13 protein-coding genes and 1 tRNA gene are annotated in these 15,832 nt (G+C 66.6%); 7 read left to right on the top strand and 7 right to left on the bottom strand.

Annotated features, from left to right (window positions below):
* The first annotated feature begins 372 nt into the window (after positions 1-372).
* Together CV023_RS06205 and CV023_RS06210 are read left to right on the top strand one after the other, a co-directional pair.
* Positions 373-873, top strand: a complete 501-nt coding sequence (locus tag CV023_RS06205; RefSeq protein WP_230744602.1) for an HNH endonuclease — start codon at positions 373-375, stop codon at positions 871-873.
* 155 nt (positions 874-1,028) lie between these two features.
* On the top strand, positions 1,029-2,093 hold the full coding sequence (locus tag CV023_RS06210; RefSeq protein ID WP_230744603.1) for a universal stress protein: 1,065 nt from the start codon (positions 1,029-1,031) through the stop codon (positions 2,091-2,093).
* A gap of 78 nt (positions 2,094-2,171) precedes the next feature.
* On the opposite strand, the gene CV023_RS06215 is transcribed toward CV023_RS06210, so the two are convergent.
* Positions 2,172-2,244 (bottom strand) — tRNA-Arg (locus CV023_RS06215).
* Between the two features lie 106 nt (positions 2,245-2,350).
* Here CV023_RS06215 and CV023_RS06220 point away from each other — a divergent pair.
* Both CV023_RS06220 and CV023_RS06225 read left to right on the top strand, forming a co-directional pair.
* Complete coding sequence (locus tag CV023_RS06220) at positions 2,351-7,288, top strand: DUF4011 domain-containing protein (RefSeq protein WP_230744604.1); 4,938 nt, start codon at positions 2,351-2,353, stop codon at positions 7,286-7,288.
* A complete protein-coding gene (locus tag CV023_RS06225; RefSeq protein ID WP_230744605.1) occupies positions 7,281-7,589 on the top strand; it encodes a hypothetical protein in 309 nt (102 codons plus the stop codon). Before CV023_RS06220 ends, CV023_RS06225 begins: the two co-directional genes overlap by 8 nt.
* A 145-nt stretch (positions 7,590-7,734) precedes the next feature.
* Here CV023_RS06225 and mscL read toward each other — a convergent pair whose 3' ends face one another.
* The 4 genes from mscL to CV023_RS06245 form a co-directional block, all read right to left on the bottom strand.
* Entirely contained in the window at positions 7,735-8,199 is a 465-nt protein-coding gene (mscL, locus tag CV023_RS06230) for a large conductance mechanosensitive channel protein MscL (protein ID WP_230744606.1), read from the bottom strand.
* 216 nt (positions 8,200-8,415) lie between these two features.
* On the bottom strand, positions 8,416-9,081 hold the full coding sequence (locus tag CV023_RS06235; RefSeq protein ID WP_230744607.1) for an SAF domain-containing protein: 666 nt from the start codon (positions 9,079-9,081) through the stop codon (positions 8,416-8,418).
* A gap of 191 nt (positions 9,082-9,272) precedes the next feature.
* Positions 9,273-9,617, bottom strand: a complete 345-nt coding sequence (locus CV023_RS06240) for an FmdB family zinc ribbon protein (RefSeq protein ID WP_230744608.1) — start codon at positions 9,615-9,617, stop codon at positions 9,273-9,275.
* 137 nt (positions 9,618-9,754) lie between these two features.
* Positions 9,755-10,474, bottom strand: coding sequence for a 5-formyltetrahydrofolate cyclo-ligase (locus CV023_RS06245; RefSeq protein WP_230744609.1), 720 nt, complete (start codon positions 10,472-10,474; stop codon positions 9,755-9,757).
* A 46-nt stretch (positions 10,475-10,520) separates the two neighbouring features.
* Here CV023_RS06245 and galU point away from each other — a divergent pair, with 46 nt between their 5' ends.
* From galU to CV023_RS06260, 3 genes are all read left to right on the top strand, one after another.
* A complete protein-coding gene (galU, locus tag CV023_RS06250; protein WP_230744610.1) occupies positions 10,521-11,423 on the top strand; it encodes a UTP--glucose-1-phosphate uridylyltransferase GalU in 903 nt (300 codons plus the stop codon).
* A 120-nt stretch (positions 11,424-11,543) separates the two neighbouring features.
* A complete protein-coding gene (locus CV023_RS06255) occupies positions 11,544-12,128 on the top strand; it encodes a GNAT family N-acetyltransferase (protein WP_230744611.1) in 585 nt (194 codons plus the stop codon).
* Positions 12,129-12,257: 129 nt separating this feature from the next.
* The gene (locus CV023_RS06260) at positions 12,258-14,240 is read left to right on the top strand and encodes a hypothetical protein (RefSeq protein WP_230744612.1); all 1,983 of its coding nucleotides are present in this window, start codon (positions 12,258-12,260) and stop codon (positions 14,238-14,240) included.
* A gap of 72 nt (positions 14,241-14,312) precedes the next feature.
* On the opposite strand, the gene CV023_RS06265 is transcribed toward CV023_RS06260, so the two are convergent.
* Both CV023_RS06265 and CV023_RS06270 read right to left on the bottom strand, forming a co-directional pair.
* Positions 14,313-14,831 carry a putative immunity protein gene (locus CV023_RS06265; RefSeq protein WP_230744613.1) on the bottom strand — a complete coding sequence of 173 codons (519 nt, stop codon included), beginning with the start codon at positions 14,829-14,831 and terminating at the stop codon, positions 14,313-14,315.
* A gap of 7 nt (positions 14,832-14,838) precedes the next feature.
* A complete protein-coding gene (locus CV023_RS06270; RefSeq protein WP_230744614.1) occupies positions 14,839-15,678 on the bottom strand; it encodes an IclR family transcriptional regulator domain-containing protein in 840 nt (279 codons plus the stop codon).
* Positions 15,679-15,832 lie beyond the last annotated feature (154 nt).

Consider the following 15,832-nt stretch of genomic DNA (forward strand, 5'->3'; position numbering starts at 1 on the left):
CCCGCGCCCCTTCCGGACGCCTCCCGCATGTCGCCCGAACGCGTCACGCACCCCGGCCGGACGCCTCACCCACGCGCGGAAGGTGAACGAGAATGAAAGATTCCGTGACGCCGAGGGTATGAATTCGATCACAGGGGCCCTCCGGCGTTATTCTTGAGAAGATTGAGTTCCACTACCGATGGGAAAGCAGATGGGGCAGAGTCGAATATTTCGAATAGCCGCTCCAGTCACTGGTGCGGAGCACATACTTGTCTCCATGCCCTCTTTCAAGGCGTCGTGCGCGAGCACGGCGCCTTTTGTGTTCCCCGGAGCCGCAGCGAACGATGTCGTGCCGAACGGGCGCGGCCATGAGACGAAGATGAGGGGCGAGATATGAAGACTCTCGTGCTGAATGCCGGATACGAGCCACTGTCGATTGTTCCGTTCACCAGAGCAGTCGTCCTGGTACTCACGGGCAAGGCAACGGTGCTGGCCGCAGAGGACATTCCGGTGAGATCCGAGCATGTGAGTCTCGATCAGCCCTCCGTCATCCTGCTCACCCGCTACGTCCGCCCACCCCACGACCGCAGGGTCTCGCTCTCGCGTCGCGGCGTGCTGCGCCGGGACAATCACCGCTGTGCATACTGCGCGAAGGCCGCGTCCACGGTCGACCACGTCGTCCCGCGCTCCCGCGGCGGCGTCAACAGCTGGGAGAACCTCGTCGCCTGCTGCCGGGAGTGCAACAACCGCAAAGGCGACCGTACCTTGGCCGAGATCGGGTGGAAGCTCAACGTGCGCCCTCAGGAGCCGCGCCTCGGCCAGTTCTGGATGCGCGGAATCGAGAAGCCGGTGGAGCAGTGGCGCCCGTTCCTGGAGCTCTCCCGGGCTGCCTGAAGCCGACCTCGACGCCGACGTCATCCCAGATGGGGGAGGGAATCGTCCAGAGTGTGGTCCGATTCGGATAACGATGTGACATAGGCAAAGTTCTCGTCCCGATTGTGTTTTAGGGTGGACTAAAGAGCACTTCGCTTCGACACAAGGAGCTCAGGATGAATGAGCAGGATCGCCCTCTGAACACTGACGCCTCACCTGCGGGAGAGCCCGAAGCGGTGGTCGTCGGCATCGACGGGTCGCCACCGAGCCGGAATGCGCTGGCCTGGGCGATCCAGGAAGCTCGCTCACTGAACAAGCCGATCAGGCTCGTCGGCGCGTACACGATTCCCAGCGTGGCTGCCGCGGCGATCGATGTCTCCTATGTGCCGATCGACGACACCTCGATCCGGGCCGCGGTGACGAACACCCTCAAGGAAGCCGCGGCGGAGGTCAGGGCCGCGGGCGTTCCCGTCGAGGCCGTCATCGAGATCGGTGATGCCGCCGGCGTGCTCATCGACGAGTCGAAGTCCGGGCTGCTCAACGTCGTCGGGTCCCGCGGCCGAGGCGGATTCGCCGGTCGACTGCTCGGCACGGTTTCGAGCGCACTGCCGGCTCACTCGGCGTGCCCGACCGTCGTCGTCCCCGCCTCGTGGGAGGCCGATGCGGAGAAGACCGCCCACCCGACCTCCTCCCGGCCGATCCGTCAGGACGGCATCGAGATCGAGGAACCGGACCCTGACACCGAGGCGATCGAAGGCATCCGCTTCGACGGCAAGGTCGTCGTCGGCGTCGATTCCCTCGGTGCCGAGTCGCCGGCGCTGTGGAAGGCCGCGCGCCTGGCCGTACGCCGAGGTTCGCCGCTGCACATCGTTGCGGTCATCACCACCACGGTCATCGGCCCCGAATGGCTGCCGAGCACCGCCGACCTCGAACGCCTGGTCAACGAGGGCGCGGACAAGCTCGTCGTGGCCAAGCAGAGGCTCAAAGACGAATTCCCGAACCTCGATGTCACCTGGACCCTCTTCGACGGCCAGCCCGCCGAGGTGCTGGTTCGGGCATCTGATACTGCCGATGTGCTCGTCATCGGCTCGCGCGGACGCGGCGGATTCGCCGGGCTTCTGCTCGGGTCGACCTCGCAGTCGGTGTTGCCGTATTCGCAGTGTCCGACCATGGTCGTGCGAGTGGCGAGGGATCACGGCAGGCGACGTCAAGACGGGGAGATCCCTGAACCGGGGCTGTGATTGCACCGCTCCGGATCGAGGCCGCAGTCGGTGCGCTCAGCCCGAAGAAGTGGTTGTCAGTTGGGTGAAGTGTTCCGGCGCCCCCGGGCAGATTCGAACTGCCGACACCCGCTTTAGGAGAGCGGTGCTCTATCCCCTGAGCTACGGGGGCCGTGTGGCGTCATCAACCACGACAACCCAGTGTAGCGCAGAAGAAACCTCGATGTTTCACGGTGTGCCAGCACCTATTATGCGAACTTTGTCGTTAGGGTCGAATTGTGCCGGATTCCGTTGTTGACGATCAGTTCCCCGAGCTCGGCGATGTCTTCGCCGAGTGGAAACAGCAGGCTGCCCACCTGGGCGGCCGCGACACCATGCTGCATTTCCGGGACTCTCGCGATGGCAGCATCGACCTCTCGGGAGCGCACCCGTCCGGACTTGCGCAGCTGCTGGCCGGTCGGGCCACACGCCTGTCGAGTCTGATCCGCGACCACGACATCCTCGCCGACGCCCGCCGAAGGGCCAAGTCGATCCGTTCGAAGGCCGAGCAGCTCGACAATGAACGGGGCATCCGCACCGCTCATCTGGCGATCGGCTTCGCCTCGTGGACGGAGAAGGACTCCAAGTACAAGTTCAACGCACCCGTGGTCATGCGCCACATCACGCTCGTGCCGCGTGGTTCACGGGTCGAGGACTTCGAGATCGTGCTGGGCAACGAGATCACGATCAACCCGGCTCTCGTCCACCACCTCGCCGAGGCGTACGACCTCGAAGTGCCCGTCGGCGAATGGATCGACGCCACCGGCGGACCGCATGGCTTCGATCCCGGCCCGGCGCTCGACCGCCTCCGCGATCTCGCGCAGTCGGTGCCCGGTCTGCGTATCAATCATCGTTTCATCGTCTCGACCTTCGCCAACATCGCGAACCCCTTCACCGCCGACTACCTGCCGAGCCAGCATCCGATCCTGCGCGCACTCGCTGGTGACGAGAAGGTGCGCGCACACCTCGGCGGACCCTCCTACGTGCCCAAGCCGAAGTCGCAGGCGAAGACCGAGGCGAAGACCGAATCCGGTTCGACGACGGAACCAGGCCCGGAATCCGGTTCCCAGTCGGTCGAAGCGCAGGCGCCGGAGTCTTCGTCACCGGGGACAGGGAACGATCGGTCAAACGCTGTCGACGCGAGCTCCGAAGCTCCTGCCGACACTGATGCCGTTGCCGGGACGGAGGCCGCGAAGAATAGGGACTCGTCTCCGGCAGCCGAGACCTCGGGCGGCTCGCAGACAATCGCTGAGGCCGAGGCACCCGCCGACGCATCGTCATCCTCGGACGCTGAGGGCCAGGCAGGCACGGACCGCAAACTCACCGATGCCGAGAAGGCCTTCGGAACCGTCGCCCCGGCACCTGCCGATCCGGCCGTCAAGGCTCCGTCCGAGGCGGCAGGTTCAGATGAAGCCGCCGCGGCGAGGGGATCCGCAGGTGGGTCATCGAATGAGCCTGCGAGCGAGCCGACGGAGGAGCCGGAGCTCGACGAACCGACCGTGCCGATCACCGACGGCCCTCTGCCCGAGCAGGAGGCAACCCCGAAGGACGCCGGCGCGAAGGCGACAGCAGAGCAGGGGACTGCCGAGCCCGCAGACGAAAAGGCAGAGCCGGCGGATGAGACCGTCGAGGGCGCTGCGCCCTCGGCCAGCGAGCAGACTGCCGGCGAGCAGGCCGATGGCGGACAGACGGCCGGCGGCCAGACCAATGAGGTACAGAACGCCGGTGAGCAGGGCGCGGACGAGGTCGTTCCCGCGGCCCTGCAGGAACCGGTCACACCGCTGCCGGACCGCAAACCGCAGGAGGAATTCCTCGTCATCGACGTCGACGGGGATCAGCAGGCCGTGGTCGATGCCGCGGTCTCCGGTCGCTCCGTCGTCGTCGACACCCCACCCGGCACCGGCGCCACCCAGGTCGCCGTCGCCGTCGCCACCACCTTGGCCCACACCGGCAAGAGCGTGCTCTTCCTCGCCCAGACCTCCGATGCTCTCGAGGACTTCTCGACTCGCCTCGGCGAGGTCGGGCTCGGGGACTTCGCTGTGGACACACGCGCCGGCTCCGATGAGATCCGTAAGCAGCTCATCGGCCTGATCGGCTCCGCCGAGAAGTCCGAACGCCCGGATCTCTCACGTCTGCTCAGCGAACTCAACGAGCAGCGGGCTACGCTGGCCGATCACGTCTCGTCCCTGCACCGCCGCCGCGAACCCTGGGACGTCTCCGTCTACGAGACCATGCAGCACCTGGCCGAGCTGACCTCGGGCGATGACTCCCCGCAGACACCGGTCCGCTTCGACGACGACATCCTCGGCGCCAGCGACGACCGACGGGCAGCCCTGCGCGGCAAACTCGGTGAGCTCGCGAGCCTCGGTGCCTTCACCCTCGATGTCGAAGACACCGTGTGGTTCGGCGCCGACCTCAAATCCGTCGATGAGGCCGAAGCGGCACGGACCGTGGCCGAACGACTCGGCCGTACGATCCCGGACCTAGCCACCGCAGTCGAACCCGTCCTGTCCAAGGCGAAGCTTAACCCGCGCCGCAACCTCGACGACTGGTCACGGGCGATCAAGGTGCTGCTGCGCGTGCGCACCACGCTCGACAGCTTCGCCCCCGACATCTACGACCACCGCCTCGACGATCTCATCGCCGCCACCGGCACCGCGGACTACCGCAATGAGATCGGCGTCGAGATGGGCATGCTGCAGCGCAAGCGGCTGAAGAAGTCCGCGAACGAATTCCTCCGCCCCGGCGCCGAGGTGGCCGACCTCCACTCCGCGCTCGTCGACGTTCGGGCGCAGAGGGTGATCCTCGGCGACCTCGCCGGTCACGACGGCCGTCCGCAGATCCCGCGCGGAGTCCTTGAGGCCGATGAGATCCTCCAGTCCGTCGAAGCCGACGTCGCGAAGCTCTCCCCGATCCTCGAGACCACCCCCGACGGCGGTGACCTCGGCTCGATGCTCATCGAGGAGCTCCAGGCCCGCACCGAGGCGATGGGCAGAGACACGGAGAACCTCGCCGATCTGCCCGAACGCTCCCGGTTGCAGCGCGAGCTCGACGCCGAGGGACTCTCCGACCTGATGTCCGACCTGCGTCGGCGCAAGGTCGCAGATGGACTCGTGGGCCCCGAATTCGACCTCGCCTACTGGGCCTCGGTGCTGCAGACCATGGCTGGCGAAGACCCCCAGATCGGCCGCCACGACAGCGCCTCCCTGCATAAGATCGCCGAAGGCTTCCGGGAGAACGACCGCGCCTTCGTCGCCGCCGGCGCCTCCCGACTGCGCTACAACCACGCCCAGGCATGGCAGCGCGGAATCGAAGCCGATCCGATCGCCGCCGGGGTCATCAAGTCGCAGCTGCTGACGAGCCACACCTCGGTGAAGACGATGTCGACGAAGGCTCCGGAGCTGCTGACGAGTCTGGCCCCGATCTGGATGGCCAGCCCGTACTCGGTGCCCGAGCTCTTCGCCGCACTGCCGCTCTTCGACGCCGTCGTCATCGCCGATGCGGGCCGCCTCTCGGTCGCCGATGTCGTCCCCGGCATCACCCGGGCCCGCCAGGTCATCTCACTCGGCGATTCGCGACTGCTCGGCCCGCGCCCCTTCTCGATCGCGGTCGACCGGTGGGGGATGGACGATGGGAACCACCCGAGCTCCGTGCAGGACCACCTCGGCGAGTTCCTGCCCCGGATGAGCCTGTCGAACTCCTACCGACTCTCCCCGGTGGGACTGATCGATCTCGCGAACCGTCATTTCTACGATTCGACGATCACGACCCTGCCGACCGCGCATACGGGCGAGGGCAGCGGACTCGAATTCTCCTATGTCGCCGAGGGCCGCGGCCCCACCGACATCGGCACCGGTCGGGTCGAGAGCCCCGACGCCGAGGTCAAACGCGTCGTCGAACTCGTGCTCAAGCACGCGCGCAACCGGTCACGGGAGTCTCTGGCCGTCGTCGCGCTCACCCCGCATCATGCGCAGCGGGTCGCCACGGCTATCTCCCGCGCGATGAAGGATCTGCCCTACGTCGCGGCCTTCTTCAGCGATTCGAGCAAGGAACCCTTCGTGGTTACCGATGCCGAGCGCGTGCAGGGGATGTCGCGGGACGCCGTGATCTTCACGCTCGGTTTCGGCCGGACCGTGCACGGACGCGTCATCCACGACTTCGGTCCGCTGTCGGGCCAGGACGGGGAGCGGATACTCGCCGCTACCATGACGCGGGCCCGCAAGCGCCTGACCGTGGTCTCGAGCATCGAGTCCGAGGACTTCGACGAGCACAAACTCAGCGGGGGAGCGGCGCTGCTGCCGCGCCTGCTCGGCGAGATCGCCACCGGCGGGGTCAGCCAGCCCGGCCCGCACGGGGAGATCTACGATCCGCTGATGGCCGATATCGCCGACCGTCTGCTTCAGCTCGGCGTCGTCGCACACGAGCATTACAACGGCATCAACCTGGCCGTGGCGAACTCCGCGGAGGACGAACACGGCATGATCATCGCCGTCGCCGGGGACGGTCCCGAGTACGCGTCGATCCGCAGCCTGCGCCAGCGTGACCGGGTGGTGCCCGAACAGCTGACCCGACGCGGTTGGAAGTTCATGCGCGTGTGGTCGACCGATGCCTTCGTCGACCCGCAGACCGAGACCGAGAAAATCTTCGAGACCTGGCGTTCGACGGTGGAGAAGATGAGCCCGCAGGCCATCCTCAACGCGGCCCGCGCGGCCTCGGTAGTCGTCGGCCGCACCGGCAGCCGCCCCAAGCTGGTCCCGGGCCTGCCGATGCACAAGTACTCCGACGAAGGCCTCGATGCGATGATCGACTGGATCCAGTCCGACGCCGTCGTCCGCGGCGACGGGGAGATCAAGGATCTGCTCCGCACCGCCCTGGCCCAGAAGGGCAGCTCAAGTCGCGGAGACTCGCAGCTCCAGGCCGCCGTCGAACGATATCGTCACCGGCACGCCCAGGCGAAGAGGGTCACCGGCGCCGAGGTGCTCGTACCCAAGTCCGGCACCCGCGGTCCCGTGGAGGGAGAGGTTCTCCCCTCCTTCGATACGGGTAAGATCCGCGCCGATGAGCTGCGTCAGGCCGGTCTGATCGAGACCGCGAGCAACGAGCAGGTCCCGGACTCCGAGGATGCCGCAGATTCCGTGGGGGATGCCGAAGGTAACACCGACTCGCGCAATGAGTGACGGGTCCGCTGGAGACGGTTCCCCCGGGAGGGAACCGGCCGAAGAGGAACCGCTCGGGCAGGAACCGGTCGAACAGAAGTCGATCGAGAAGGAACTAGTCGAGAAGGCGCCAGATGAAGTTGCGCCGGATGAAAAGGCGGAGCCGGCCTCGGGCGAAGGCTCCGAGGATTCGGTGAGCCGGCAGGCCCGACTCGAGGCCGCGAAGCGACGCTATCGGGCAACTCTGCGCAATGAAGCCGAGACCGAGGGTGGTGGGTTCAGCGAGGACTACTATCGTTCGCAGAAGCCGCCGCACTGGTGAACGGTCGTTTCCTGATCGGCTGAGCAGCAACGTGAAGAGGGCCCGTCTCCCAGGGGAGACGAGCCCTCTTCACATCTAGGCGGCCGGGGCCGTGAGTTCGACTCACACGCTCCGGCTGACCGAGACGATCAGCAGCCGAGGCCGTTCAGTGGCGTGGTGGTTCGTTCGGATCCACGGGGGTACCCGAGCTGGCAGGTCCCTCGGCGGGACCGGCCGGGCTGGCGGCCTGGTTGCGGAGGATCTCGCGGATGTCGCCGAGCAGGTCCTCGGTGGTCGGAGGAACTTCTTCCTCCGGGGCTCCGCGCTTGCGCAGTTCGTTGAGCTTGTTCATCGGGACGATGATGATGAAGTAGACGATGGCGGCAACGATGAGGAAGTTGATCGCCGCGGTGATCACAGCACCGAGGTCGATGGTCGTCTCAGGCACGTCCGGCTTGATCTGGAAGGACAGAGCCGGACCTTCGGCACCGCCTACAGCCGCGATGAGCGGGTTGATGATCTTGTCGGAGAACGCCGTGACAATGGCGGTGAAGGCTCCACCGATGATGACTGCGGTTGCGAGTTCGACGACATTTCCCTGGAGAATGAAGTCTCTGAAACCCTTAAGCATTAGAGGCACCCTTTCGGCGTATCTGCAAACAGTAATGCGTTTGGAATTATTCGATTACGTGTCAATAGTACACACTGGTAACTGGCTGGGACAGGATTCGCTGGCGAGTCTTTCGACTGCGAACTGCGGGTGTCTCTCGGCACGCGCGGTCTGACCATGATGGTCAAAGATGATCGATTGAGCACCAGGCGAGCCGGTGGCTCTCGGTCCGGAATCTCAGCCAGGCAGAATCGCGAAGCTGATCGGCATGCCGGCGAATTCCGCAATCCTCCCGGCATCGGCCGAAGATAATATCACCGAGACAAGCTGCCCTGATTCCGAGGCAATTCCCTCGGGCTTGTCGACCAGCCGAGCTATGGTCACTTCCTCGACCACGACCTCGGAACCTCCATCGGGCAGAGATGAGAACAGTCTGATGTGCTGCCCTGGCTGCAGCAGAGCGGCCGAGGCATCATCGGCCAGACGCACCGGCATGAGCAGATCGGTGCTGCCCTCGGGCAGCGCCTGCTGATCGAGCACGATCGCCCGGGTGATGGGCGAGCCCTTTGACAGTCCCGCCGATGTCCGCCTCTGACCGACCTCGGCGACCGAGGTGAAGGCCTTATCGGGCACGAGTCCGCTCGGGAAATCGATGAGCACGAGGTCCTGGGCGCTCAGCTCGGAGCCCGGCGGCAGATCCTTCTTCGCCACGACGACCGCGGTGCCCGACTCTTCGGGAGTGAACATCCAGACGACGAGCGCGCAGGCGCACGCGAGGCAGATGGCCGCGATGATCCGCTGCGGCCGGATCCGAGTCGAGCTCGACCAGCCGGAGAGGCGATCCCGAAAGCGCTGCACGATACCCATGGACGCAGACTCGCTGAGCGCCGCGATGTTCGGCAAGGACGAAAATCGAGCCTGTGGACAGAGCGCGGCCGCCCACAGCGGGAATACGCGCAAGTCGGGAGTTATCCACAGGCGCGGACGGGACCTGAAAGAGCGGACCGGGCACTGCTGGCAGAGTCACAAAACGCTCCGCCGCGAGGACGTTCGAAGCTGACCTCACATGCGGATGGAGGAAGCGGCGGGGCGGCTCAGTTGGCCGCTGGAGTGCTCGCAGACGAGCCGGAGGCGGCAGAGGAAGACGAAGAGTTCGAGGACGATGAGGCCTTCGAACCGTCCTTCGCCGAGGACGAAGATTCCTTCGATGAAGAGTCCTTGTTGCCCGAGTTCGCGGAGGACGAGACGGTGCTCGAGCTGCTCGCGCGGGAGTCTGTGGCGTAGAAGCCCGATCCCTTGAAGCTGATTCCCACGGTGCCGAAGACCTTCTTCAGGCGTCCCTGGCATTCCGGGCAGACGGTGAGCGAATCGTCACTGAAGTCCTGGTGGATATCAAAGGCGTGACCACAGCTCTTGCAGGCGTAGGAGTAAACGGGCATTCGAGACCTTTCTTCGACGAATAGATTATAGTGCACAACCGTCGACCCGATGTACACAGGGTTATCCACAGGGCGGCGCACGGCAGTGGACATCCTCGTTGTTGCGCCACAGGCTCGACCGCGCTGCGCCGGCAGTCTCAGAACCGGTGCACGCCCTCCTCGGTGACGGCAGCGTCGATGCGCAGGTCCCATCCCTCGGCGGCCAGTCCAGACAGACCGAGCTCCTCGGCGAAGCAGACTCCATAGACCGGAAGGTCCCGGCCGGCCAAGGGGGCCTCGCCCTGCGGACCGAACGTCCGATCGTAGAACCCGCCGCCGTTGCCCAGGCGGGCCCCTTCGATGCCGAATCCCAAGGCCGGAACGAATGCCAGGTCGAGGGCCACCTCGGCGCTCAGCAGCTGCTCACCGTTGAGCAGACCCGTGGTGCCGGGCTCCGGCTCCCGGATTCCCCACTTCCCGTGCGGTGCCAGCGCAGCCATCGACCCGGTGACCCGGCCGAACTGCAGTGCCTGGCCGACCGCGGTGACCACGGGCAGAAACACGGTGCCGCCGCGGGCGAGGAAACGGTCGATGGCCGCATCGAGGCTCGGCTCGCCAGGCAGGCCGGCGTAGGCCAGCAGCGAGCGGGCCGAGAGGTCCTCACCCGCCCACGACGATTCGATGAGTGCCCACACGGAATCGGCCACGGTCGACGACCGCCCAGCAGCCTCCTCGACGCCGGCGGGTCGCCCCGGAACCGCCTCGGTGCGGTCTGTCGGGTTCGGAACCGCTGCCTCGTCGCGGGACTCACGGGCACGTGCGGCACGGGCGGCGCGGATATCGGCACGCAGCTGTGCCTTCGAAGTTTCTGGATCCACGCGTTCAAGCCTATCGGCGGCCCAGACTTTGGTTAAGATGAAACGCATGAGTGATGAAGTGCAGCGCACAGTTCGCAAGGCCGTGATCCCCGTCGCCGGCCTGGGAACTCGCTTTCTCCCCGCGACCAAAGCCACCCCCAAAGAGATGCTCCCCGTCGTCGACAAGCCCGCCATCCAGTACGTCGTCGAAGAAGCCGTCGATGCCGGCCTGCAGGACGTCCTCATGATCACCGGTCGTAATAAGCGTCCGCTCGAGGATCACTTCGACCGCGTCGACGGACTCGAGTCCGCGCTGGCGAAGAAGGGCGATGACAGGAAGCTCGCCGCCGTCCGCCATGCCTCCGAACTGGCCGACATCCACTACGTCCGCCAGGGAGACCCCAAGGGACTGGGCCACGCCGTCCTCAAGGGACGCCAGCACGTCGGCCATGAGCCCTTCGCGGTCCTCCTCGGCGATGACCTCATCGACGAGCGCAGCCCGATCCTGCCGAAGATGATCGAGGTCGCCGAGAAGACCGGCGGCAGCGTCGTCGCACTCATGGAGGTCCCGCCCGAGGCAATCCACCTCTACGGCTGCGCCGCGGTCGAGGCGACCGAGGACGAGGAAGTCGTCAAGGTCACCGGTCTGGTCGAGAAGCCGGCCACCGACGAGGCTCCGTCGAATCTCGCGATCATCGGCCGCTACGTCCTCGCCCCGGAGATCTTCGACGTCCTCGAACACACGGAACCCGGACGCGGCAACGAGATCCAGCTGACCGATGCCCTCCAGGAACTCGCCGAGGACACGAACGGCAACGGCGTCTACGGGGTCGTGTTCAAAGGCGCCCGTTACGACACCGGCGACAAGCTCGACTACCTCAAGGCCGTCGTGCAGATCGCCAGCGCTCGTGACGATCTCGGCGCCGAGCTCAATTCCTGGCTGAAGGAATATGTCGCCACGCTCGACTGAGAACCTGGAGTGCTCAGCCCGTCGAGCAGACGTGGCCCGTCGAGCAGACGTGGCCCGTCGAGCAGACGTGGCCCGTCGGGCAGATGCGGCCCGAAATAGTCCGAGAGCGGAGGCAGCCGTTTGTGGCCGGTCATCCTGACTGATCGACAGTCCGACATCGTGCTGCGTCCGCTCCATCGACGCGACGAGTCCCAGTGGCGCGAGGTCCGCCGGCACAACCGCGACTGGCTGCGCCCCTGGGACGCGACCCTGCCGAATCCGGGTCAGGAGCTGCCCGGGTTCCGGGCCATGGTGCGTATGCACGATAAGCAGGCCAAACGTGGACAGTCAGTGCCGTTCGCCATCGAAGTCGGCGGCGACTTCCGCGGCCAGCTCACCGTTACGGGGCTGACCTGGGGCTCGATCCTGTCCGGACAGATGGGCTACTGGATCGACTCCCGCGTCGCCGGCCGCGGCATCACGCCCGTGGCCGTGGCGATGGCCGTCGACCACTGCTTCTTCGCCCTCGGCCTCCACCGCATCGAGATCAACATCCGCCCCGAGAACACAGCGAGTCTGCGCGTGGTCTCCAAGCTCGGGCTCCGTGACGAAAGCGTGCGCACGCGCTATATGCACATCGACGGCCAGTGGTGCGATCACCGCAGCTTCGCGATCCTCGCCGAGGAGGTACCGCAGGGGCTGCTCGCCGCCTACCGGTACGGCTAAGGCGGCTGAGGGTTCCTGTCGAGGATTCGCCGCAACGGCACCTGGGAATTGTGTGAACTTGAGGGCAGTTTGACCGACACACCATCGTCGTTCACGACCGAGTCGAGGTGTGCGCTCTAGGGTTGCAATGTGGACACCAGTATCATCGTCGTCATCGCCATCGTCGTGGTCTTCGCCGTTGCTGTGCCCGCAATGATCCGCAAGTCCGCGACCGAGCTCTCGCGCGTCGAGATCGACACCGTCCCCGATGAGGCGACGGTCATCTCCGCCGAGGCGCAGAATCCCTGCCGCAACGAGGGGCAGCGGACGGCGGTCTTCCAGCCCGGAGGCACGAGGAAACCGACCGTTCCCCGCCCGAATGTCGCACCGCAGTCGCAGGCTTTCGCCCTGCGGCTTTCGGCGCCCGCACCTGAATTCGCCGTCATCGACGGACTCGCCGATGATTCGGCCGCCACGAATCCCGACGCCGAGGCGGACGCCGCGTTCCAGCCCAGCGCCCTCCCGGCGGCGGTCGGTGAGTCCCGCCCGCTGCTCGGTTCGGCGATCAATGAGGCCGCGATCGGGTCGAGTGCCGACGGATCCGCCGGAAACGTCCGCATGCTTCACCCCGCCGTGCAGGCGGTGTTCAATCAGGGGCCGTCCGGAACCGGCACGCCGGGGCCCGGCGGAGCCGGACACAGCGGGTCCGTGCACGCCGGGTCCATACACGGCGCCCCCACGTCCTCCGGCAGCTCGAGCGCGCGCGGTGCTTCCAGCACTCGCCGAGTTCCCCGAGCCGCCGAGGCGGCCGCGACCTCCCGTGGACACGCTTCCGCATCGCGGGGCGGTGATCGCCCCGGCGGGGGAGCGGGCGAGTCGACCGAGCGAGGCCCACGCAATTCCAATCCGAAGCTCACAGCCGATGAGGAACATTCGATGACTGAGAAAGCTGCGCAGCTGCGCGAGTCCATGAGTTCACTCGGAGCCATGATCAGGGGCTTCGCACTGCTGTTCCTCGGCTCTGTGCTCGGCATCCTTGTCACCGGCGTGCTCGCGATGTTCTCAGTCGTCCACATCGCACTGGTCGGCGTGCTCTTCGGACTCGCCGTCGTCTCCCTCGTGATCGTGCGGACCCTCAACCTGCGCAAACGCGAAGTCAAGGCGCGTCTGCGCGAGGCAGAGCAGACTTCCTCCTCCGGTTCGAAGACCCGCCGGTCGCCTGCTCCGGCACCAGCGGCCACGACCGAGAGAGACACGACGCCGGCAGCGAAGCCGCAGAGTCCTGTTGCGAAGCAGGGCTCCGCGACTACTGAGCGCGCGGCCTCGGCCGCCGCGAAGAAGACCGGATCGGCCGCGACGAAGAAGGCCGCGCAGGCTCGGGCGGCGATGCAGCACACCGCCACCGCCAAACTGGCTCGCGAAGAGGCCGACACCGGTGAGATCCCACTCGTGCGGGTTCGCAACGAGGCCGCCGAAGGCCACACCACGCGGCAGGTTCTGCTCACCGGACCGATCCCGATCGTCAAAGAGCAGGCGGCCGAAGCCGACACTGCTCCCGAGACTGCAACCTCCGCCGATTCCGCATCCGAAGGCAAGAACGCCGCCGATGACGTGAAAGATCAGAGCGACGCGAAGACCGACGAGGACACCTCCTCCGCCCACGAAGAGGCGTTCGCCGCCCGCACCGCCTCCCTCGGCGCCGACCTCGCGCCGACCGCCGAGACCGGCACCGCCTCGGCGAACGAGGACGAGGTGCACGCCGCGCTCGACGCCGCCTCGCCCCGCGTGGATGACCCGTTCATGCAGCGGCTGAAGTCGCGTGACGGCTGGTCGCCGACGCCCCTGCCGGTGCCCAGCTACGTCGAGGCCGCGCATATCGAACACCCGGTCCCTGAGGCGACGGCCGCCGATGCGAGCTCGTACGAGGCCCGCTCATACGAGTCCTACGAGATGCAGGCCCGCAGCCGTGAGGACATCGCCGCGCAGTTCGCCGCAGAGCTCGGATACCGTCCTGAGCTCAGCGACTCGGCGCGCGAAGAGGGCCCGCTCGAACACGGACGCAAGGCCACTCGCACGCGCAAAACCGCTGACCTCGGCGCCGTCAACGACGTTCTGGCCCGCCGCCGCGCCTGAGGCAGTGTCTGAGCCGGCAGCGGAACCGGCCGCCATCGTGGAGTGCACCGCCGCCGCGCCTGAGCCGGCGGTTCACTCCGCCTCGTCGAACACCGACCAGCAGATCGCATTGCGTCGAGCCTGATCCTGAAGCACCAGATCTCTGATCGCCTCCGGCAGCTGAGCGCGCTGCCAGTCCCGTTCGGCACGTCCGGCCGCCGGGTCCGTGGCCGGTCTGCCGGCTCGGGCCGCCTTGATCGCATAGGCCGCGGCTCCCAGGTCATGCTCGGCGACGTGCCCGACACAGGCCGCCTGACCGGCCGCATAGGCGGCGAACCGAGGGGCTCCGCTGAGGGGACGCGCCGCACCCATGGCATGACCGCCGGTGGCCCGTGCCGCTATCATCGCCATCTCCCCGGCCGCCCAGGACCGAGCGGCGGCGATGGCCGCACGAGGCCGATCGTCGTCGGGGCAGACGGATTCGAAGAGTGGCAGAACGTGCTCGGCGCAGTCGGCGGCCCACCTCGCGAGCTGAGCGTGATCGGCGTCTGTCAGCGTTCCACCGCGCCGGATCGTGACCATCCGCGGGTCGCGGACCTCAGGCAGGATCATCAGCGACTTACTCCGTGCGTCCGCCGAAGTCCGAGTGTCCACCGAAGTCCGAGTGTCCACCGAAGTCCGCACGTCCGCCGAAGTCGGCGGCGATCGCCTCGGCGACCTGCTGAAGTTGGGGGACGAGATCGTTCTCGACGGAGAGTCCGCGCAGATGCGAGGTGTGCAGGGAGACGTTGAGGGCGGCCAGAGTCTCGTCTCCGCGACGGACGGGCACGGCCAGGCCGCGCAGACCGTCGTCGAGCTCCTGCGAGACCAGACACCATCCCTGCTCGCGGATCCGCCGCAGCTCCTCGCCGAGCTCTTCTGCCGAGGACACCGTGTGGTCGGTGAAGGGCGAGATCTCGACCCGTTCGAGGAACTGCTCCTGGAATGACTCCGGGAGCTCGGCGATGAGCATCCGGCCCATCGAAGTCGCCCAGGCCGGGAGCCGATTGCCCAGGTTGATCGTCACGGCGTGCAGCCTCGGCGCGGCCGCCCGCGCGATGTAGACGATCTCATCGGCATCGAGAATGCTCAGCGTCGCCGACTCGTCGAGGTCGAGCGCCAACTGGTGGAGATGAGGCCCGGCGATCTTCGGCAGGTCGAGGCCGGCGAGGAATCCGGCACCGATGTCGAGCACCCGGGGCGTCAGGGAATAGTGCGACCCGGCAGCGCGGACATACCCGAGATCGACGAGGGTGAGGAGGAATCGTCTCGCCGCGGCACGGGTCAGCTCGGTCGCCTCGGCGACCTGCGAGACCGTGAGCTCGGCCGAGCCGCCGTTGAAGGCCAGAAGCACGGCCAGGGTCTTCTCCGCGGACTTGACGAAATGATCGCCGCTCGGGGGCTGCTGTTCGGAACTCATCGTTGACTTCACCTCTCCAGACTAACGGTCGGCCGCCTCAGACCAACGCTCGGCCACCTCGGCGAGCATATCTCAAGTTGTGCGTATAGCGCACGACTGTACGTCATGTGCACAGCGTGTTACTGTGATCTGCGTCAAGGACGATCGCGCAGCA

It is taken from the genome of Brevibacterium sp. CCUG 69071 (assembly GCF_021023135.1).
Lineage (GTDB): Bacteria > Actinomycetota > Actinomycetes > Actinomycetales > Brevibacteriaceae > Brevibacterium.